At 72.3% G+C, this 21290-nt stretch carries 15 protein-coding genes; 4 read left to right on the top strand and 11 right to left on the bottom strand.

Annotation, left to right across the window (positions count from 1 at the left end; all coding sequences use genetic code 11):
- Positions 1-141: 141 nt before the first annotated feature.
- Positions 142-2967, top strand: a complete 2826-nt coding sequence (locus tag ACFPZJ_RS33515) for a glycoside hydrolase family 3 C-terminal domain-containing protein (RefSeq protein WP_381029647.1) — start codon at positions 142-144, stop codon at positions 2965-2967.
- Between the two features lie 106 nt (positions 2968-3073).
- Here the strand turns inward: ACFPZJ_RS33515 and ACFPZJ_RS33520 are convergent, their stop codons facing one another.
- The 3 genes from ACFPZJ_RS33520 to ACFPZJ_RS33530 all read right to left on the bottom strand — a co-directional run bounded on the left by ACFPZJ_RS33520 (position 3074) and on the right by ACFPZJ_RS33530 (position 8566).
- A complete protein-coding gene (locus tag ACFPZJ_RS33520) occupies positions 3074-4519 on the bottom strand; it encodes an aldehyde dehydrogenase family protein (protein ID WP_381029650.1) in 1446 nt (481 codons plus the stop codon).
- A gap of 133 nt (positions 4520-4652) precedes the next feature.
- Entirely contained in the window at positions 4653-6317 is a 1665-nt protein-coding gene (locus tag ACFPZJ_RS33525; RefSeq protein WP_381029652.1) for a PucR family transcriptional regulator, read from the bottom strand.
- 137 nt (positions 6318-6454) lie between these two features.
- Positions 6455-8566 (bottom strand): ATP-binding protein, encoded by a 2112-nt coding sequence (locus ACFPZJ_RS33530; protein WP_381029655.1) that lies wholly within the window; start codon positions 8564-8566, stop codon positions 6455-6457.
- A gap of 239 nt (positions 8567-8805) precedes the next feature.
- Here ACFPZJ_RS33530 and gabT point away from each other — a divergent pair, with 239 nt between their 5' ends.
- Positions 8806-10140: a 4-aminobutyrate--2-oxoglutarate transaminase gene (gabT, locus tag ACFPZJ_RS33535; RefSeq protein ID WP_381029657.1), complete on the top strand. Its 1335-nt coding sequence runs from the start codon at positions 8806-8808 to the stop codon at positions 10138-10140.
- A 141-nt stretch (positions 10141-10281) separates the two neighbouring features.
- Positions 10282-11310, top strand: a complete 1029-nt coding sequence (locus tag ACFPZJ_RS39860; RefSeq protein ID WP_417801338.1) for a phosphatase PAP2 family protein — start codon at positions 10282-10284, stop codon at positions 11308-11310.
- Positions 11311-11330: 20 nt separating this feature from the next.
- Here ACFPZJ_RS39860 and ACFPZJ_RS33545 read toward each other — a convergent pair whose 3' ends face one another.
- The 7 genes from ACFPZJ_RS33545 to ACFPZJ_RS33575 form a co-directional block, all read right to left on the bottom strand.
- On the bottom strand, positions 11331-11789 hold the full coding sequence (locus ACFPZJ_RS33545) for a hypothetical protein (RefSeq protein ID WP_381029661.1): 459 nt from the start codon (positions 11787-11789) through the stop codon (positions 11331-11333).
- Positions 11790-11913: 124 nt separating this feature from the next.
- On the bottom strand, positions 11914-13332 hold the full coding sequence (locus ACFPZJ_RS33550) for an NAD(P)/FAD-dependent oxidoreductase (RefSeq protein ID WP_381029664.1): 1419 nt from the start codon (positions 13330-13332) through the stop codon (positions 11914-11916).
- Between the two features lie 22 nt (positions 13333-13354).
- Complete coding sequence (locus tag ACFPZJ_RS33555) at positions 13355-14155, bottom strand: ABC transporter permease (RefSeq protein WP_381029666.1); 801 nt, start codon at positions 14153-14155, stop codon at positions 13355-13357.
- Positions 14156-15085 carry an ABC transporter permease gene (locus tag ACFPZJ_RS33560; protein WP_381029669.1) on the bottom strand — a complete coding sequence of 310 codons (930 nt, stop codon included), beginning with the start codon at positions 15083-15085 and terminating at the stop codon, positions 14156-14158.
- The gene (locus ACFPZJ_RS33565; RefSeq protein ID WP_381029671.1) at positions 15085-16263 is read right to left on the bottom strand and encodes an ABC transporter ATP-binding protein; all 1179 of its coding nucleotides are present in this window, start codon (positions 16261-16263) and stop codon (positions 15085-15087) included. Before ACFPZJ_RS33565 ends, ACFPZJ_RS33560 begins: the two co-directional genes overlap by 1 nt.
- A 5-nt stretch (positions 16264-16268) precedes the next feature.
- The gene (locus ACFPZJ_RS33570) at positions 16269-17516 is read right to left on the bottom strand and encodes a polyamine ABC transporter substrate-binding protein (protein WP_381029674.1); all 1248 of its coding nucleotides are present in this window, start codon (positions 17514-17516) and stop codon (positions 16269-16271) included.
- A 72-nt stretch (positions 17517-17588) separates the two neighbouring features.
- Positions 17589-19124 (bottom strand): gamma-aminobutyraldehyde dehydrogenase, encoded by a 1536-nt coding sequence (locus ACFPZJ_RS33575; protein ID WP_381029677.1) that lies wholly within the window; start codon positions 19122-19124, stop codon positions 17589-17591.
- Positions 19125-19337: 213 nt separating this feature from the next.
- Between ACFPZJ_RS33575 and ACFPZJ_RS33580 the strand changes: the two genes are divergently transcribed.
- A complete protein-coding gene (locus ACFPZJ_RS33580; protein ID WP_381029680.1) occupies positions 19338-19895 on the top strand; it encodes an NADAR family protein in 558 nt (185 codons plus the stop codon).
- A gap of 525 nt (positions 19896-20420) precedes the next feature.
- Here the strand turns inward: ACFPZJ_RS33580 and ACFPZJ_RS33585 are convergent.
- On the bottom strand, positions 20421-21206 hold the full coding sequence (locus ACFPZJ_RS33585) for a DUF4190 domain-containing protein (RefSeq protein WP_381029681.1): 786 nt from the start codon (positions 21204-21206) through the stop codon (positions 20421-20423).
- Between the last annotated feature and the right edge of the window lie 84 nt (positions 21207-21290).

A 21290-nucleotide genomic window follows, 5' to 3' on the forward strand; every position in this document is an offset into this window, starting at 1 on the left:
CACAGACTCGTACGACCCTTGGAAAGCCGAGCGAGAGACCTGCATTGGTGCGCCGAGGTGTCTTGACACCCGACCGTCGGTCGAATGAGCATCGAAGCGCTTCGAAAGCGCCGCACCGCTCCGTCCCAAGGGGAACCCCACGTGACCGCACCTACGCCGCCCACGCCGCCTTTTCGCGATCCGCAACTGCCGTTCGCGAAGCGCATCGACGACCTCCTGTCGCGGCTGACCCTGGAGGAGAAGACCGGGTTCCTGCACCAGTTCGCACCCGCCGTCGAGCGGCTCGGTGTCGCCGCGTTCCGCACCGGCCAAGAGGCGCTGCACGGCGTGGCGTGGATGGGCCCGGCGACGGTGTTCCCGCAGGCCGTGGGGCTCGGCGCGACCTGGAACCCCGAGCTCGTGCGGCGCGTCGGCGAAGCGGTGTCCCGCGAGGTCCGCGCGATGCGGGGACGGGACGAGCGCGTCGGCCTCAACGTCTGGGCGCCGGTGGTGAACCTGCTGCGCCATCCGCTGTGGGGCCGCAACGAGGAGGGCTACTCGGAGGACCCCGGGCTCACCTCGGCGATCGCCACCGCCTTCACCCGCGGCCTGCGCGGTGATCACCCGACGTACTGGCGCACCGCACCGGTCCTGAAGCACTGGCTCGCCCACAACAACGAGACGGACCGCTCCACCACATCGAGCTCGGTCCGCCCGCGCGTGCTGCACGAGTACGATCTGCGCGCCTTCCGCGAGACGGTCGAGGCGGGCGCGGTGGCCGGTGTGATGCCGGCGTACAACCTGGTCAACGGCCGCCCCAACCACGTCTCCCCCTATCTGCGCGAGCACCTGCGCAGCTGGACCGGCGAGGACCTGCTGGTCTGCTCGGACGCGGGCGCGCCCTCCAACCTGGTGGACTCCGAGCACTACTTCGACACCCACGAGGAGGCGACCGCCGCCTCCCTGCGGGCCGGCGTCGACAGCTTCACCGACCACGGCACGGACAGCTCGCGGATCGTCGCGCGGGTCCGCGGCGCCCTGGAGCGGGGCCTGCTGACCGAGGCCGACATCGACACGGCCGTGCGCCGCCAGCTCTCGGTCCGCTTCCGCCTCGGCGAGTTCGACGGCCACATCGACGACGGGGAGTTCGACACGCCCGGCCACCGCGCGCTCGCGCGGGAGGCCGCCGAGCAGGCGATCGTGCTGCTCAAGAACGACGGCGTCCTGCCGCTCGCCCCCGACGCCCGGGTCGCCGTGGTCGGTCTGCTCGCCGACGAGTGCAAGCTCGACTGGTACAGCGGCACGCTGATCCACCGCTCCACTCCCCTGGACGGCCTGTACGAGCGGTTCGGCGCCGAGCGCGTGGAGTTCGCGGAGGGCGTGGACCGGGTGCTCCTGAAGACCGGTGAGGGCACCTTCCTGCACGTCCCGCCCGCCGACGACGCCGACTCCGGGGTACGCGGCGCCGAGGGCGCCCTCGACCCGGCGCTGCTCGCGGGCCGCACCGACCTGCCCCCGCTGACCACCGACGCCACCGGCACCGAACTCGCGCTCGTCGACTGGGGCGAGGGCGTCCTGACGCTGCGCGCACCCGACGGCCGCTACCTCTCGGTCGCCGAGGACGGCTACGTCCGCGCCTCCGCCGACCAGCCCGGCGGCTGGATCGTGCAGGAGACCTTCCGCCTCGAACCGCACGGGAACGGTCACCTCCTCAGGCACATCGGCACCGGTCGCCACGTCCGTGTCGCCGCCGACGGCGTGAAGGTTGCCGACGCGGACCCGGAGGTGTTCGACCTCGTCGTCGTCGAGCGCGGCGAGGAGGCGGTGACGCGGGCCGCCGCACGGGCCGACGTCGTCGTGGTGGTCGCGGGCAACGACCCGCACCTCAACGGCCGTGAGACGGAGGACCGTACGACCCTGCGCCTCCCGGAGCACCAGGAGCGGCTGCTGCGCGCCGCGCGCGCCGCGAACCGGAGCACGGTGCTGACGCTGGTCTCCTCCTACCCGTACGCGGTGGACCCGGCGGCGCTCCCGGCGGTGCTGTGGACGGCGCACGGCGGCCAGGCGGCGGGCACCGCCCTGGCCCGTGTGCTGGCCGGTGACGTCTCCCCCGCCGGCCGTCTCCCGCAGACCTGGTACGCCGACGACACCGACCTTCCCGACCTGCTCGACTACGACGTGATCGGCGGCCGGCAGACGTACCTGTACTTCGAGGGCACTCCGCTGTTCCCCTTCGGGCACGGCCTGTCGTACGCGTCCTTCTCGTACCGCGACCTCACCGCCCGGGTCGAGGGCGGGACCGTGCGGGTGTCCTTCACGGTCACCAACACCGGTGACCGCACCGCCGACGAGGTCGCCCAGCTCTACACGCGGGCCGTGGACCCGTCGGTCCCCCACCCGCGCCGCGAGCTGGCCGCCCATCGCCGCATCACGCTCGCCCCCGGCGAGCGGGCCGAGCTGTCCTTCGAACTGCCGCCGTCCGTCTTCGAGTTCTGGGACGTCGCTCAGGGCCGGTGGCGCCTGGATCCGGGCCGGTACGACCTGCTGGCCGGTGCCTCCAGCGAGGACGTCCGACTGCGGACGACCGTCACGCTCGACGGTGAGCCGGGTGCACCGCGCCCGGTCGCCGAAAGGGGCCTGGAGGCCGCCGACTTCGACGAGCAGAGCGGCACGCAGATCGTCGACCGGACGAAGGTGTCGGGCGACGCGGTGACGCCCCTGGCCGGGCAGACGGGCGAACTGGTCTTCCGAGCCTGCGACTTCGGGCCGGGGGTCGCGCAGGTGACGGCGGAGGTCGCGGGCGAGGGCGTGGTCGAACTGGCGCTGGACGGCGGCCCGGCGCTCGTCACGCTCTCCCCGGACGCGCCCACCGCCGGCCCGTACGACTACACCTCGCTCAGTGCGGCGTTCGCCGCCGAGGGCGTGCACGACGTGCACCTCAGGCTGCGCGGCCCGCTGCGGCTCGCGCACGTCGGCTTCTCCGGTTGAGGGTCCGGACGAAGCCGGCACACAGAAGAGGCCCGGCACCGGAAGGCATCGGTGCCGGGCCTCTTCCCCGAGCTTATCTGAAAATGGTTCCCATGAGCCAGAGGTCTCAGAGGGCGAGTCCGGTCAGGACCAGGACGCGCTCGTAGGTGTAGTCCTCCATCGCGAACTTCACGCCCTCGCGGCCGACTCCGGACTGCTTGGCGCCGCCGTACGGCATCTGGTCGGCGCGGTAGGACGGCACGTCGCCGATGACCACACCACCGACCTCCAGCGCGCGGTGCGCCCGGAAGGCGGTCTGCAGGTCGTGGGTGAACACGCCCGCCTGCAGGCCGTACTTGGAGTCGTTGACGGCAGCGAAGGCCTCGGCCTCGCCGTTCACCTTCTGCACGGTCAGGACGGGACCGAAGACCTCCTCGCAGGAGATCGTGACGCCGGCCGGCACGTCGGTCAGGACGGTGGGCGCGTAGGAGGCGCCGTCCCGCTTGCCGCCGGTGAGCAGCGCGGCGCCGGCCTCGACGGCCTCCTGCACCCACGCCTCGACGCGCTGGGCGGCGTCCTCGCTGATCAGCGGGCCGACGTCGGTGGCGTCGTCGGTGGGGTCGCCGGTGACCTGCGCCTCGACGGCGGCGACGATGCGCGGCAGCAGACGGTCGTACACGGAGGCGTCCGCGATGACCCGCTGCACGGAGATGCAGGACTGCCCGCCCTGGTAGTTGGAGAAGGTCGCGATGCGGTCGGCCGCCCAGTCCAGGTCCTCGTCGCTCGCCCAGTCGGCGAGGACGACGGCCGCGCCGTTGCCGCCGAGCTCCAGGGTGCAGTGCTTGCGCGGCACCGAGTCCATGATCGCGTAGCCGACCTTCTCGGAGCCGGTGAAGGAGATGACCGGCAGGCGCTCATCCTGGACGAGGGCGGGCATGCGGTCGTTGGGGACCGGCAGGATGCTCCAGGAGCCGGCCGGGAGCTCGGTCTCGGCGAGCAGTTCACCGATGACCAGGCCGGACAGCGGGGTCGCCGGGGCCGGCTTCAGGATGATCGGCGCGCCGGCGGCGATGGCCGGGGCGACCTTGTGGGCGCACAGGTTGAGGGGGAAGTTGAAGGGCGCGATGCCCAGCACGACCCCCTTGGGGAAACGGCGGGTGAGGGCGAGCCGGCCCTGGCCGCCGAGGTCGGTGTCGAGCCGCTGGGCCTCACCGCCGTTGAAGCGGCGGGCCTCCTCGGCGGCGAACCGGAACACGGACACGGCCCGGCCGACCTCGCCGCGGGCCCACTTGACCGGCTTGCCGTTTTCGGCGGAGATCAGCCGGGCGATCTCCTCGGTGCGCTCGGCGAGGCGCTTGCTGACGTGGTCGAGGGCGGCGGCGCGCACATGGGCCGGGGTGGCGGCGAACTCCTCCCGCACGGCGTACGCGGCGGCCACGGCCTCCTCGATCTGCGCGTCCGTCGGCACACCGACCCGGCCGACGAGACGGCCGTCCCACGGGGAGGTGACGTCGAAGCTGTCCTCGCCGGTGACCTGGCGGCCGGCGAGCCAGAAGGCGTGGGTGGAAGTCATGTGTGATTCCCGGCCCTTCCGCGTTGGGGGTGATGGCTTGGCTTGCAGGGTCCACGGTAGGGCGGGGGTGGCCGGGAGGCGCTTGTCCGGGGTGGAGTGGCGGGGGACTGAGACACTCCGGTTTGGCGTACGTCTAGTCGGTCGAGGTCGTCTTCAGGGCCAGCCACAGTTCCATCCGGACGTCCGGGTCGTCCAGCGAGCGGCCGAGGATCTCCTCGACCCGGCGCATGCGGTAGCGCAGGGTGTGCCGGTGCACTCCGAGGTCGGCCGCCGCCGCGTCCCACTGCCCGTGCCGGGACAGCCAGGCCCGCAGGGAGGCGACCAGATCCCCACGGCCCGTGGCGTCGTGCTCGTACAGGGGCCGCAGCAGCCCGTCGGCGAAGGCGCGCACCGCGTCGTCGGCGAGCAGCGGCAGCACCGATCCGGACGCCAGCTGCTCGTGCTCCACGAGCACCCGCCCCCGCCGCCGTGCCACGGACAGCGCCTGTTCGGCCTGCTTGTAGGCGGCGGCCGCGGCGATGGGGCCGACCGGGGCCGACAGGCCGATCACGAGTTCGTCGTCGCCCGCGGCCGACTCCGCCACCGTGCCGGTCCGTGCCGCCTCCAGGGCCGCCGCGTAGTCGCCGCAGGCCGCGACGGCCGCGCCGCCGTCCGCGGCGAGCACCACCAGCCGCTCCCCCTCGGGAACCACGAGCACCGCCTCGCCCGCCCGGGCCGCCGCGGACTCCACCACGTCGGCGAGCGCGCCGAGGGGGTCTCCGTCCGTGTCGGCGGCGGCGAGCGCGGCGGCCGACACGGGCTTCGCGGCGGGGACGCGCGCGGAGGCGTCCACCCGGGCCCGCGCCGCCGAGGCCGCCACCGACTCGGCGACGATCATCCGGAACGGGGCGTCCAGCAGACCGCCGTACAGGTCCCCGGCGACCGCGCGGGCGTGGTCGGGCTCCCCGGCGAGCAGCATGCGCAGCACGGCCGCGCCGACCCGCTGCTCGGCCGCCTGCAGGGACCGGGAGCGTTCCGTGGTGAGGGTCAGCAGGGCGATCGCCGAGTGTACGGCGTACCGCTCGGCGGTGCCGAGGGCCGAGGCCGTGCCGACGGCGAGCGCGGCGCGCGGCCGGCGGCCGGTGCCGAGGGAGTGCAGTTCGACCCGGTCCTCGGTCTCCGGGCCGCCCACCACCGAGGAGGCCGGCGCGGACCGCTCGCGCAGCCGCCGCACCTCGTCCGTGAGCCGCGCGGCGCGCCGCCCCGCCCACTCGGGCGCGGCGGCGACGACGGCGCCCGAGGCGTCGTACAGCGCCGCCCACCCGTCCACCTGCCCGGCCAGCCCGGCGAGCAGCCCCTCCGGCCCGTCGGTGAGCGCCTGCCTGGTCAGCTCACGCTGCGCCGCGAAGCCCGCCGTCACGGCCCGGTACTGGTCGGCGGCGATCGCGGCTGAGACGGCCTTGCTGATGGCGAGGAACGGGGTGCGGCGCGGCACCTCCAGCAGCGGCAGTCCCTCCTCCTCGGCCGCGTCGACGAGGGCCTTGGGGATCTCCTCGTAGTTGACGCCGACGGCGAAGCCGAGCCCGACCACCCCCGCGCCGACCAGCCGCCGCACATAGCGGCGCATGGCCTCCGGGTCCTCCGCGTCCAGCTTGAGCGCGGTGATCAGCAGCAGCTCCCCGCCCTCCATGTAGGGCACGGGGTCGGCGAGCTCGCTGACGTGGGCCCAGCGGACAGGTACGTCGAGGCGGTCCTCGCCCGCGCGCACGGTCAGTTTGAGCGCGGAGTGGTGGACGAGCGAGGCGAGCGTCGGGGGCATGAGGCCTTCAGATCTGCGTCAGGACTGTGATCTTTGTGATCTGTTGGCCGGTACGTATGAACGGCCTATGTCGATTCTGCCTCACTGTACGGTCCTCGCGTCACCGGATCTCCACGCCACCGCGTCGGCGGCCCGCCTCAGCTCCTGAGGTCCACCAGCAGCGGCGGGGCGTGCTCGCCCTTGACGTTGGTCAGCGACAGCACCGCGTGGCCCGGCGGCACGGCGTGCGCGAGCTCGGAGGCCGACCAGCGTTCCCGCTCGACCTGCCGCACGGTCACCGCCCGCGCGGTCGGCGCCTTGCCGGTGATCAGCCGGCGCAGCGTGTGCACGGCCTTGCCGGCCGGGGTCTCCGCGATGATCTGCCGGTCGGTGACGTCACGGGCCTCGGTCCACTCCTTGCCCCACACCTCGGCGAAGTCCTGCCCGTCCCACGGTGTGAGCCCGGACAGCGCCATCCGGCATCCGGTGGCCCCGAGCAGCGGGCCGCGCAGCGGCCGCGGCACGTCGTCCAGCGTGCGCAGGGTCAGCACGACCCCGGCGTTGGCGGACCGCAGTCGCTGGATGCCCCGGACGGCCTCCGGGGTCACCACGCCGGTGGCGTCGTCGACGACGAGGCAGGCGAACAGCGACCGGTCCTCGCGCACCGCGACGCTCGCCGTGAACTGGGCGAGCACCAGCCGCGCCAGCATCCGGGAGGCGTCCGCGTGCCCCCGCTCGGGCAGGTCGATGCGCACCCGCACCGGGTGGTCGAGGGCCTTCAGCGAGAACGGCCGCGAGGCCCCGGACGTGTCGAAGAAGCCGGCGAAGGCGGGCCGGTCGAGCAGCGCGACACGGTCCGCGAGGACCCCGCTGACATCGCCGGGCCGGCCCATCTGCCGCTCCCGGGCGTCGAGTTCCCGCAGCAGCGGCTCCTGTCCGGAGGTCTGGAGCGCCTGACGCAGCGCGTCCAGCGGCCCGGGCGCCCCGTCCAGCAGCTGCCGCAGCTCCGGTACGGAGGGGAAGCGCCCGTGGACCGCGCGGAACGGCCCGAGCAGCTGGGCGAGGACGGTGGTGGACCGGCGGCTGTCGCTGCCCGGATGCGGATCTGCGAGGTCCCCGACCAGCGCCTCGGCGAGCACGGCCGCGGCCTCGTCCGGGTCGGTCGTGCCGCCGTACAGGTCGAGGTCGTACACGGACTCCTGGTTCCCGATCCGTACGACGACGTCGTAGGCGTCGGCCGGGCCGAGCCCCGCGCCCGCCGCGCCGACCACCACGACCGCGGCCCGCCCGGCGAGCGCGTGCAGGCACAGCGACTCGGCGAGCGGCCGGACGACACTGCCGGTCTTGCCAGAACCGGCCGGGCCGACGGCGAGCAGCGAGGTGCCGAGCAGGTCCGGGCCGAGCCCGAGGCCGGTGCCGCGGTAGGCGTACGGGTTGCGTGGGTCGTCGGCGGTGGTGCCGAGCCGGACCTGTCCGGTGACCAGGTCGTGCCGGGCCTGCCGGGCGGGCAGGTCGCGGGCGCCGGAGGGGTGCAGGCAGGCGGCGGCGCCGTCCCTGAGGACCGCGCCGGTGAAGGTGGTGAGGCTGTGCCGTCCGCTGCGTACGCCCTGCCAGGCGCGGGCGATCCGGGCGTAGTCGACGTCCCGCATCAGCCCGGCGCGCGCCTCGGAGGCGAGCCGCTCGGCCGCGTCGGGCGCACCGGCGGCCCGCAGCTGCGGCCACTCGGCGGGGTCCTGCTCCGGGGCGGGCGCGGGTTCGGCACCGGGGGTGGTGCGGCGCCAGGCGGGGGGGCCGTAGCGGCGCCAAAGTTCCGGCCAACGGCCGATCTTTCCGAAAATCGTGAAGATGATGGCGAAGACCGTGCCCTCGTACGCGTAGGACGCCACGCCCCCCACATGACCACCCTGGCCGAGGGTCCAGGAGTCCGGAGCCAGCACGAACCACGGCCACAGCCAGAAGCTGCCCAGATAACCGTTCCACAGCAAAGAGCAGAGCAGCCAGGCGCTCAGACCCGCGATCACCGCACCGCTCAACAACTGCCGCGCCGGAACGGCCTCGGCTTCCTCCTCCGGACGCGGCCGGTGCGCGAACCGCCACACGCCCGGCAACGTTTCCGGCCGCGGCGTCCGCAGCCAGGCCAGGAACGCCGAGCCGTCCGGCATCGGTGGCGCCGACGGTGCCACCGAGGGCATCGGTGGGACAGCGGAGCGTGCCTGCGGCACAGGATTCGCATGCGTACCCCGCGCGTCCCGCGTCCCGTCGCTGTCCATCGCGCTTGCCCCCTGACCAGCCGTTCCGTCCACCATCGCCGAGCCAATCTAACGCCCGGGCAAGGCGAGTTCACCGCATACGCGGCCGGTTCCGGGGAGACTCGGTGCCGTGCATCTATGTCCACGGCGGACAACGGACACCACCGACAGCGCCCACATGGAGCATGCCCACTCCTCCTCACCGGTCCTAGCCTGCGAGAAAAGAAGGCAAGGAACCGCAAGACCCCCAGGAGCCCCTCATGACCGCACTTCCGCAGGAGCGCCGCGTCGTCACCGCCATCCCCGGCCCGAAGTCGCAGGAGCTGCAGGCCCGCCGTACCGCCGCGGTCGCGCAGGGCGTGGGCTCCGTGCTGCCCGTGTTCACGGCGCGCGCGGGCGGCGGCATCATCGAGGACGTCGACGGCAACCGTCTGATCGACTTCGGCTCCGGCATCGCGGTGACGAGCGTCGGCGCCTCCGCCGAGGCCGTCGTACGCCGGGCGACCGCCCAGCTCGCCGACTTCACGCACACCTGCTTCATGGTCACGCCGTACGAGGGCTACGTCGCCGTCGCCGAGGCGCTGGCGGAGCTGACCCCGGGCGACCACGCCAAGAAGTCCGCGCTGTTCAACAGCGGTGCGGAGGCCGTCGAGAACGCCGTCAAGATCGCCCGCGCGTACACCAAGCGGCAGGCGGTCGTCGTCTTCGACCACGGCTACCACGGCCGTACGAACCTCACCATGGCGCTGACGGCGAAGAACATGCCGTACAAGCACGGCTTCGGGCCGTTCGCGCCCGAGGTCTACCGGGTGCCGGTGGCCTACGGCTACCGCTGGCCGACCGGCCCGGAGAACGCGGGTCCGGAGGCCGCCGAGCAGGCCATCGACCAGATGTCCAAGCAGGTCGGCGCCGAGAACATCGCCGCGATCATCATCGAGCCGGTGCTGGGCGAGGGCGGCTTCATCGAGCCGGCCAAGGGCTTCCTGCCCGCGATCCGCCGGTTCGCGTCCGACCACGGCATCGTCTTCGTCGCGGACGAGATCCAGTCCGGCTTCTGCCGCACGGGTCAGTGGTTCGCCTGCGAGGACGAGGGCATCGTCCCGGACCTGATCACGACGGCGAAGGGCATCGCGGGCGGTCTGCCGCTCGCCGCCGTCACCGGCCGCGCGGAGATCATGGACGCCGCGCACGCGGGCGGCCTCGGCGGCACCTACGGCGGCAACCCGGTGGCCTGCGCGGGCGCGCTCGGTGCCATCGAGACGATGAAGGAGCTGGACCTCAACGCCAGGGCGAAGGCGATCGAGGCCACGATGAAGGCCCGCCTGACCGCGATGCAGGACAAGTTCGACGTCATCGGCGACGTCCGCGGCCGCGGCGCCATGATCGCCATCGAGCTGGTCAAGGACCGTGCGACCAAGGAGCCGAACCCGGAGGCGACCGCCGCGCTCGCCAAGGCCTGCCACCAGGAGGGCCTGCTGGTCCTGACCTGTGGCACCTACGGCAACGTGCTGCGGTTCCTGCCCCCGCTGGTCATCGGCGAGGACCTGCTGAACGAGGGCCTCGACATCATCGAGCAGGCCTTCGCGCGCATCTGAGCCGACATCAGGGCAGGTGAGCCGCCCCGGAGCGCCGCCGGGGCGGTGAACGGCAGAGCGTGTGAAGAAGGTGTGCGAGGTGGATGACAGGAGCCCTTTCACCCTGTCGCACACGCACCCCCTGTCGTACGTTCTACCCAGATGAGAGATACACCCCGCCCGCAGGGGACTGCGGGTGACATCAGGCCGGGGCCTCCCCAGCTTCGACCTGGTCGTGCCCTCGCGCACACAACCGGAGCCCGAGGCTCTGGATCTCCTCACCGATCGGACGGTCGCCCGCCCCAAACCCCCCGGGGCGCGCGACGTTCCGATCCGGACGGCCGCCTCGGAACTACCCCCCTGTTCCGGGGCGGCCGACCTCCCTCTTCGCGGACCCACGCAAGCGCCGCCCGCTGTCCCAGCGGGCGGCGCTTGCGGTCGTCCCGGTCCAGCGCCGGTGAGCCCCACGCCGCCGCCCACCGCCCGCCGCGGGGCGCAATCCCCGTCCGTGCCAAGCTGTCCGGCATGCCGATCTCCGGGAACTCGCCACGGCCGGCCTTCCTCGCCCTCCTGCTCGGCGTCCCGGCCCTCCTCTTCGCGTCGACCACCTGGCAGGTGGTCGCCGGCGGACCGCTCCTGGACGTCGACGAGCGGGTCAGCCGCGCCCTGCTCCACCCCGACCGGTTCTCCGAACTCCTCGCCGATCTCGGCAACATCCAGGTCGCGGTGCCGGTCCTCGCCGTCGCCCTGGCGTACGCCGCCCGGCGGGCCCGCGTCGCCGGCACGGACCGCTGGTGGCTGCCGCCGGTCGCGACCGCGCTGCTCATGGTGCTGCTCCCGGCGCTGATCGTCCCCCTCAAGGAAGGGACCGACCGCGCGGGCGGCCCGGCCATGCCGCCAGGCACCGGCTACTACCCCTCGGGACACACGGCCACGGCCGCCGTCGCCTACGGCGCCGCGACCCTGCTCCTGCTGCCCTGGCTCCGTTCCGCCGCGGCCCGCCGCCTCCTCGTCGTCGTCTGCGCGGTCCTCAACCTGGGCGTCGGCTTCGGCCTCGTGCGCCACGGCTACCACTGGCCACTGGACGTGGTGGCCAGTTGGTGCCTCTGCGCGATGCTGCTGACCGGACTGGCCCTGGTGGTGGGCCGAAGCACCCGTCGAACGTCCTCGGGAACGTGCGACGGCCTGTGATCCTGGCTGTCCTCGTCTGATCACTGGATGTCCTCGTCCCTCGCCAGTGACGCCACCGCCTCGTGCATGGCCAGTTCGAGCAGCGCCGGGTCCGTGAGCGTGCCCGAACCGTCCGGGGGCACCAGCCAGCGGATGCCGCCGGCCGCCGAGCGGCCCGGGTGCGGGACGACGATCCAGGTGCCGTGTCCCGCCGTGCGGATGCCCGTGCCCAGCCAGTGGGACGCGGTGCCCGGCGGGACGAAGAAGCCCATGCGGGCGTCGCCGAATCCGGCCAGCACCGGGCCCGGTCGGTCCAGGAAGCGGCTGAGCACATCGAGCGTGGCGTGACCGAGCCCGCCGGGCAGGACGAGGACGTCCCATGCCCTGCCGGCCGGCAGCAGCGCCACCGCGTGCGGGTCGCGTTCCCACTCCCAGCGGCAGGCCCCGGGATCGGGTGCGACGGATGCGAGCCACTCGACCGCCGTCTTCGCCCCAGTCATCAGGAAGCCCTCCCTCTCTCACATGGACGCGACACGGGTCGCGTCATGAGGGAGAGGGAGGTCTCCCGGCGAGCATTACGCGGGTTCTGCACCTCTTTGGGGTGAACCGCGTCACCACCGCGGGTCAGCTGTCGAAGCCCAGGCCCAGCCGGTCCATGGTGCGCAGCCACAGGTTGCGCCGCCCGCCGTGCGCGTCCGCCCGGGCCAGCGACCACTTGGTGAGCGCGATGCCGGTCCAGGCGAGCGGCTCCGGCGGGAAGGGCAGCGGTTTGCGGCGGACCATCTCCAGCGAGGTGCGCTCCGTGCGCTCCCCCGCCAGCAGGTCCAGCATCACCTCGGCGCCGAAGCGGGTCGCGCCGACGCCCAGGCCCGTGTAACCGGCCGCGTACGCCACCCTGCCCCGGTGCGCCGTGCCGAAGAACGCCGAGAAGCGCGAGCAGGTGTCGATCGCGCCCCCCCAGGCGTGCGTGAAGCGGACGCCCTCCAGCTGCGGGAAGCAGGTGAAGAAGTGCCCGGCGAGCTTGGCGTACGTCTCCGGGCGGTCGTCGTACTCGGCGCGCACCCGGCCGCCGTACGGGTAGACCGCGTCGTACCCGCCCCACAGGACGCGGTTGTCCGCCGACAGGCGGAAGTAGTGGAACTGGTTGGCGCTGTCCCCGAGTCCCTGGCGGTTCTTCCAGCCGATCGACGCCAGCTGGTCCGCGGTGAGCGGTTCGGTCATCAGGGCGTAGTCGTAGACCGGGACCGTGTAGGAGCGGACCCGTCTGAGCAGGTTGGGGAAGACGTTCGTGCCGAGCGCGACCCGCCGGGCACGGACCTGGCCGTACGGGGTGCGCACGGCCATGCCGGCGCCGTACTGCTTCAGGGTCAGGGCCGGGGTGTGCTCGTAGACGCGGACGCCCAGGCTCAGGCAGGCCCGCTTCAGGCCCCACGCGAGCCGCGCCGGGTTGAGCATGGCCACGCCCCGGCGGTCCCACAGGCCCGCCTGGAAGGTGGGCGAGTTCACCTGTTCCCGTACCGCGTCCGCGTCCAGGAACTCGACGCCGTCGGCGAGGCCCCGGCGCTCCATCTCCTCGTACCAGTCGCGCAGTTCCCACGCCTGGTACGTCTCGGTGGCGACGTCGATCTCGCCGGTGCGTTCGAAGTCGCAGTCGATTGCGTGCCGGGCGACCGCCGCCTCGATCTCGTCGAGGTTGCGGGCGCCCAGCTCCTGCAGCCGGTGGATCTCGTCCGGCCAGCGGGTGAGGCCGTTGGGCAGGCCGTGGGTGAGGGAGGCGGCGCAGAAGCCGCCGTTGCGGCCCGAGGCGGCCCAGCCCACCTCGCGCCCCTCCACCAGCACCACGTCCCGCCGCGGGTCGCGCTCCTTGGCGATCAGCGCCGTCCACAGCCCGCTGTAGCCGCCGCCGACGACCAGCAGGTCGCAGGTCTCGGAGCTGGTCAGGGCGGGTTCGGGGCGGGGCTTTCCGGGGTCGTCCAGCCAGTACGGGACCGGCTGGGCTTCGGACAGGGATCTCGTCCAGTGGTTCATGGCGCCTGGGGCCATGATGTCAACTCCCTACAGTGGCTTATGCCTTCTGCTTGTTTCTGCGATTGCCGACGGCCATCGAGGCCAGGACGAACAGCACGGCGACGACGAACATGGCCGTACCGATGACGTTGATCTGCACGGGCGTGCCGCGCTGGGCCGAACCCCAGACGAACATCGGGAAGGTGACGGTCGAGCCCGCGTTGAAGTTCGTGATGATGAAGTCGTCGAAGGACAGCGCGAAGGCGAGCAGTGCGCCCGCCGCGATGCCGGGGGCGGCGATCGGCAGCGTCACCCGCACGAACGTCTGGAAGGGGCCCGCGTAGAGGTCCTGCGCGGCCTGCTCCAGTCGCGGGTCCATCGACATCACGCGCGCCTTGACCGCGGTCACCACGAAGCTCAGGCAGAACATGATGTGCGCGATCAGGATCGTCCAGAAGCCCAGCCGGGCACCCATGTTGAGGAACAGGGTGAGCAGCGAGGCGGCCATCACGACCTCGGGCATCGCCATCGGCAGGAAGATCAGCGAGTTGACGGCGCCGCGGGCGCGGAAGCGGTAGCGGGCCAGCGCGAAGGCGATCATCGTGCCGAGGAGGGTGGCGCCGAGCGTCGCCCAGAACGCGATCTGGAGGCTGACCGACAGGGAACCGCACAGGTCGGAGACTCCGCACGGGTCCTTCCAGGCGTCCAGTGAGAACCGCTGCCACTCGTAGTTGAAGCGCCCCTTCGGCTGGTTGAAGGAGAACACCGTCACGATCACGTTCGGCAGGATGAGATAGGCGAGCGTCAGCAGTCCCGCGATGACGACGAGATAACGCTTGAGCCAGTTGACGAAGGGCATTTAGACCAGATCCTCCGTCCCGGACCTGCGGATGTAGAGGGAGACCATGACCAGGATCGCGGCCATGAGGATGAAGGAGAGCGCCGCCGCCGTCGGGTAGTCCAGGATCCGCAGGAACTGCGACTGGATGACGTTGCCCACCATGCGGGTGTCCGTGGAGCCGAGCAGGTCCGCGTTGACGTAGTCGCCGGCCGCCGGGATGAAGGTCAGCAGCGTGCCGGAGACCACGCCCGGCATCGACAGCGGGAAGGTGACCTTGCGGAAGGTGGTCCAGGGCCGCGCGTACAGATCGCCCGCCGCCTCGTGCAGACGTGGGTCGATCCGCTCCAGCGAGGTGTACAGCGGCAGGATCATGAACGGCAGGAAGTTGTACGTCAGACCGCAGATGACCGCGAGCGGGGTGGCCAGGACGCGGTCGCCCGCGGTCAGGCCCAGCCAGCTGGTGACGTCCAGGACGTGCAGCGTGTTCAGGGCGCCGACGACCGGGCCGCCGTCGGCGAGGATCGTCTTCCAGGCCAGGGTGCGGATCAGGAAGCTGGTGAAGAACGGCGCGATCACGAGAATCATGATCAGGTTCCGCCAGCGGCCCGCGCGGAAGGCGATCAGGTACGCCAGCGGGTAACCGAGCAGCAGGCACAGGACGGTCGCGGTGCCCGCGTACAGCACCGAGCGGACGAACTGCGGCCAGTACTCGCTCAGCGCGTCCCAGTACGTCGCGACGTGCCAGGTGACCTCGTACCCCTCCTCCAGGGAGCCCGTCTGCACGGACGTGGAGGCCTGGTAGACCATCGGCAGCGCGAAGAAGACCAGCAGCCACAGGATGCCGGGGAGCAGCAGCCAGTACGGCGTGAGGCGGCCCCGTCTGCGGGGTGGTTTCCGCTCCGGGACGGTGGGGACGGGAGGCGGTGGCGCCTCGGTGAGGGTGGTCATCAGGGAGCCGCCCCCTCTTCCGGCGCTCCCACCGTCTCGACGCCCGCGTCGATGTCCTGCGCCGCGTCGAGGCCGAAGGTGTGGGCGGGGTTCCAGTGCAGGACGACCTCGGCGCCGGGCACCAGCCGCGGGTCGCGGTCGATGTTCTGGGCGTAGACCTCGAACCCGGGGCAGACGGGGCTGTCCACGACGTACTGCGTGGAGACGCCGATGAAGCTGGAGTCGGCTATCCGGCCGGTGATGCGGTTGCGGCCCGCGGGGATCTCGCCCGCGTCGTCGGCGTGCGTGAGGGAAATCTTCTCCGGGCGGACACCGACCAGCGCCTTGCCGCCGGTGGTGGTGGGCGCGCCGCACCGGGCCCTGGGCAGGACCAGCTTGCCGCCGCCCGCCTTCAGCACGATCTCGTCACCGGCCGTGGAGTCGACCTCGGCCTCGATGAAGTTGGAGGTGCCGAGGAAGTTGGCGACGAAGGTGGTGCGCGGGTTCTCGTACAGGTCGGCGGGCGAGCCGAGTTGCTCGACGCGGCCGGCGTTCATGACGGCGACCGTGTCGGCCATCGTCATGGCCTCCTCCTGGTCGTGCGTGACGTGGACGAAGGTGATGCCGACCTCGGTCTGGATGCGCTTGAGCTCCAGCTGCATCTGGCGGCGCAGCTTCAGGTCGAGCGCGCCGAGCGGCTCGTCGAGGAGCAGCACCTTGGGGTGGTTGATCAGCGCGCGGGCCACGGCGACGCGCTGCTGCTGGCCGCCGGAGAGCTGGTGCGGCTTCTTGCGCGCCTGCTCGCCGAGCTGCACGAGCTCCAGCATCTCCTCGACCTGCTTCTTCACGCTCTTGATGCCGCGCCGGCGCAGACCGAAGGCGACGTTCTCGAAGATGTCGAGGTGCGGGAAGAGGGCGTAGGACTGGAAGACGGTGTTCACGGGCCGCTTGTACGGCGGGAGGGCCGTGACGTCCTGGTCGCCGAGGTGGACGGTGCCCGCCGTGGGCTCCTCCAGTCCGGCGATCATGCGCAGGGTGGTGGTCTTGCCGCAGCCGGAGGCGCCGAGCAGGGCGAAGAAGGATCCCTGGGGCACGGTCAGGTCGAGCGGGTGCACGGCGGTGAAGGAGCCGTAGGTCTTGCTGATCCCGGAGAGGCGGACGTCGCCGCCGGTGTCCGCCGTGGTGTTCTTCGTCGTCATCGCCGTCACGCCCCCGTCAGCTTCGCGAACTTCACTTCGTACGCCGTCTCTTCCTTCGAGCTCAGGGAGCGGAAGGCACGGGACTTGGCCTGCATGGCCTTGTCGGGGAGGATCAGCGGGTTGTCCGCCGCGTCCTCGTCGATCTTCGCGAGCTCCTCCTTCACGCCGTCGACGGGACAGACGTAGTTGATGTAGGCGGCGAGCTCGGCCGCGGGTTTGGGCTCGTAGTAGAAGTCGATGAGCCGCTCGGCGTTCGTCTTGTGCCGGGCCTTGTTGGGGATGAGCAGGTTGTCGCTGGACGTCATGTAGCCGCTGTCCGGGATGAGGAAGTCGACGTCCGGGCTGTCCGCCTTGAGCTGCACCACGTCTCCGGCCCAGGCCAGGCAGGCGGCGAAGTCGCCCTTGGTGAGGTCGGAGGTGTAGTCGTTGCCGGTGAAGCGGCGGATCTGGCCCTTGTCCACGGCCTTCTGGAGGCGGGCGATCGCCGCGTCGTAGTCGTCGTCGGTGAAGTCCGCCGGGTCCTTGCCCATGTCGAGCAGAGTCATGCCGATCGAGTCGCGCATCTCCGTCAGGAAGCCGACCCGGCCCTTGAGCTTCGGGTTGTCGAGCAGGTCGGAGACCGACTTCACCTCGACACCGTCGAGGGCCTTCTTGTTGTAGGCGATGACCGTGGAGATGCCCTGCCAGGGGTACGAGTAGGCGCGGCCCGGGTCCCAGTCGGGGCTGCGGAACTGCGGGGAGAGGTTGGCGAAGGCGTGCGGCAGGTTGGCCGGGTCGAGTTTCTGCACCCAGCCCAGGCGGATCAGGCGGCCGGCCAGCCAGTCGGTGAGGACGATCAGGTCCCGGCCGGTGTCCTGGCCGGCGGCGAGCTGCGGCTTGATCTTGCCGAAGAACTCGTTGTTGTCGTTGATGTCCTCGGTGTACTTGACCTTGATGCCGGTCCGTGCGGTGAACTGCTCCAGCGTCGGGTGGTGCTTGCCGCTGTCGTCGACGTCCATGTACTCGGTCCAGTTGGAGAAGCTGACGGTCTTCTCCTTGGCCGAGTGGTCCTCCGACGAGACGCCGCCCTGTGACGTGCCCGCCGCGGGGATGCCGCAGGCGCTCAGTGCGCCGAGTCCGCCGGCCGCGAGCGCACCGCCCGCGGAGGCGCGCAGCAGCGAACGGCGGGTGAGGGCGGCCCGGCCGTTGCGGAAACTGCGCCGCATGGCGGCCACTTGGGCCGGTGACAGGCGGTCGGGCTCGTACTGCTCCATGCGCGTGGTGCCCTTTCGGGAGGGTTCCGGAGAGTGATCGGCCGTGGGTCGGGCGGCCGTGCTCCTGTCTGACTATCGGTCCCCGAAGATCGTGCGGTGCCAGTCCTTCGCGGCGACCGCCGTATTGTCGAACATGACGTGCTTGACCTGCGTGTACTCCTCGAAGGAGTAGGTGGACATGTCCTTGCCGAAGCCGGACGCCCGGTATCCGCCGTGCGGCATCTCGCTGATGATCGGGATGTGGTCGTTGACCCACACGCAGCCCGCCTTGATCTCGCGGGTGGCGCGGTTCGCGCGGTACACGTCCTGGGTCCACGCGGAGGCGGCGAGCCCGTACGGGGTGTCGTTGGCGAGCGCGAGGCCCTCATCGTCGGTGTCGAACGGCAGGACGACCAGCACGGGACCGAAGATCTCGCACTGGACGACCTCGCTGTCCTGGGGAGCGTCGGCGATGAGGGTCGGCCGGTAGTAGGCGCCCTTGGCGAGCTCCCCTCCCGGCGCCTCGCCGCCGGTCACCACGCGCGCGTACGCACGCGCCCGGTCGACGAACCCGGCGACCCGGTCCCGCTGCACGTGCGAGATCAGCGGGCCGAGGTCGGTGCCCGGTGCGAAGGGATCACCGAGCCGGACGGTCTCCATGAGGGCGGCGGTCCGCTCGACGAACTCCTCGTAGTGGGGCCGCTGCACGTACGCACGCGTGGCGGCCGTGCAGTCCTGCCCGGTGTTGATGAGCGCGCCCGCGACCGCGCCGTGCACGGCCGCCTCCAGGTCGGCGTCGTCGAAGACGACGAAGGGCGCCTTGCCGCCGAGCTCCAGGTGGAGGCGCTTCACGGTCGCGGTGGCGATCTCGGCGACGCGCCTGCCCACGGCGGTGGAGCCGGTGAAGGAGGTCATGGCCACGTCGGGGTGGGCCACGAGGTGCTCGCCCGCCTCCTTCCCGGTGCCGGTGACGATGTTGATCACACCGTCCGGGATACCGGCGTCGCCGGCGGCCCGGGCGAACAGGAGCGAGGTCAGCGGCGTGAGCTCGGCGGGCTTGAGCACGACGGTGTTGCCCGCGGCGATCGCCGGGAGGATCTTCCATGCTGCCATCTGGAGGGGGTAGTTCCAGGGCGCGATGGAGCCGACGACGCCGATGGGCTCGCGCCGGACGTACGAGGTGTGGTCGCCGGAGTACTCACCGGCGGACTGCCCCTGCAGGTGCCGGGCGGCACCGGCGAAGAACGCGGTGTTGTCGATGGTCCCCGGGACGTCGAACTCGCGGGTCAGCTTCAGCGGCTTGCCGCACTGGAGGGACTCGGCGCGGGCGAACTCCTCGGCGCGGTCGGCGAGGACGGCGGCGAAGCGGTGCAGGGCGTCGGAGCGCTCGCCGGGGGTGGCCGACGCCCAGGCCGGGAAGGCCTCACGAGCCGCGGCGACGGCGAGGTCGACGTCGTGCGTGCTCGCGAGTTCGTACGTGTGGATCTCCTCGCCGGTCGCGGGGTCGACGACGGCATGGGTACGGCCGGAGGTTCCCCGCGCGGGACGGCCCGCGATGTACTGCGCACCGTCCGCGAAGCGGTCCTGGGCCGGGAATCGTTCCGGGGTGGCGTTGCCCGGGTTGTGCATGTCGCTCTCCTCCGTGTCCCCGTGACGGGGGCCGGCGTAGCTCAAGCTCGATTTGAGTGCCGATCCTGACAGAGGCACGGCACTCCGACAAGGGATTCCGTTGTTGCCTTTCGATTACGCGACGGAATCTGTCGACCCGGTGTCGAGTTGCCCTGGAAAAGGGGGGACGGAGTGTCAGTGGTGTCTGCCAGACTCGCGTGCAGGGAGGGAATCGTGGAAGCGATCGGATCGCGCGAGGCGCTGATCAGGGAGGTCCGGGCGGGGACCAGGCTCAGGTATCTGCACTTCTGGGGACACCGGCCGCGGCCGGACGGCCGGATCGGGGCGAGTTGCCTGAGCCAGTGGTGGCCTGCGCCGTTCACGGTCGACGGTGTCACGTACGCGACCGCCGAGCACTGGATGATGGCCGAGAAGGCGCGGCTGTTCCAGGACACGGAGGCGGAGCGGCAGGTACTGGCCGCGGCCCACCCCGCGCAGGCGAAGAAGGCCGGACGGCTGGTGCGCGGCTTCGACGAGGCGTCCTGGGAGCGGGAGCGGTTCCGCATCGTCGTGGAAGGCAGCGTCCACAAGTTCGCCGCCCACCCGGACCTCGGGGCGTTCCTGCTGGGCACGGGCGAGCGGGTGCTGGTCGAGGCGAGCCCCGTGGACCGCGTGTGGGGCATCGGCCTGGCGGCGGACGACGAGGCGGCAGTGGATCCCGAGCGGTGGCGGGGTTCGAACCTGCTGGGCTTCGCGCTGATGGAGGCGCGGGGGCGGTTGCGGGTGCGGTGAGTGGTCGGGCGGTGAGCGGGGGCCCGGACGGTGAGCCGTCCGGCGGTCAGCGGCCGGACTGTGAGCGAGCGCCAGGGCCGTGAGCGGCCGGAGCCGTAAAACAAGGGCCCGGGCGGTGAGCCGTCCAACGGTGAGCGGCCGGAGCCGTGAACGCGCGCCCGGACGGTGAGCCGTAGAGGGTGAGCGGGGGCTGGCTCGGTGACCGGGGGGCCGGGGCCGTGAGCGGGGTGCCGGGGCCGTGAGCGACCGGACAGTGAGCGAGGGGCCGGGACAGTGAGCGGTCCGGCGGTGAGCGGCCGGACTGTGGCGGGGGCCGGGACCCTGAGCTGCCGGACCGCGAACGGGGGCCCGGACGGTGAGCCGTCCGCGGTGAGCGGACGGGGCGCGGGGCCGCCCAGCGGGTCGCTGTCGCCGAGCCGGTCGTCGTGACCGAGCCTGCCGCAAACGGTCCCCCGCGCTCGTGACGGCCTGGCGGGTCGCGGTGACCCGAGCACGTCGCAGTCGGTGCGCCGAACCTGTGACGGCCTAGCGGGTCGCGATGACCAGCACGCCCATGCCGATCCCGAGGGCAAGGCCCACGGCGCCGCAGATGATTCCGGCCAGGGACTGGCCCGGGTTCGTGGCCTCCCCCCGGGTCGCCTTCTGTCGGCCGATGATGCCGAAGATCAGGGCCAGGACGCCCAGGACGATGGCCAGCGGCCACAGGCAGAAGCCCGCCGCCGCGATGATCCCGAGCACCAGCCCGGCGGTGCCCAGCCCGTTGCTCGGCAGCGGCGTGACGCCGGGCCAGCCGTAGTAGCCCTGCGAGGGCGTACCTCCCTGGCCAGGCCCGCCCACGGCCGGGTGTCCGTACCCGCCGGGATAGCCGTAGGGGACCTGCCCCGGGCCGTCCGGGGCGATGGGCGGCGGGGGGACCGGCGCGTCCTGCGGATGGGGAGCGGGCGGGGCCGGGGCCGCGAAGGGGTTGGCCGGGCCGCTGCCGGGCGCCGTGGGAGCGGGCGGGGAGAAGGGTCCGGCCCACGGCCGGGACGGCGACGGGGCGTCGGACGGCGCAGGCGGGGACGCGGGCGCGCTGCCCGCGCCCCCCATCGCCTCATCCATCGCCGGCATCGACGTGACCGTCTGCTGGTCGTGGACGGACGGAACCGGCCAGGTCAGCGGCGTGTTCGAGGCGAGCGTGTGCCCGGGGCCGCCGGTTTTCGGCCGGTGGGCGGCGGTGTCGTGCGTCGGCGGGGCCCACGGATCGCCGGCGGTCCCGGCCGGCACGTCGGGCGCACCCGGCGCGTCCGGCTTCCGCGCGTCGTCGGACATGCTCGGGCCCCCTCCGTAGAACGTTCCGTCATGCTACGGCCCGTCCCCGCCCGCCACCGGCCCGGCCTACGATGATCCCCGAGT

Source organism: Streptomyces bullii (genome assembly GCF_042657145.1).
Classification (GTDB): Bacteria; Actinomycetota; Actinomycetes; order Streptomycetales; family Streptomycetaceae; genus Streptomyces; species Streptomyces bullii.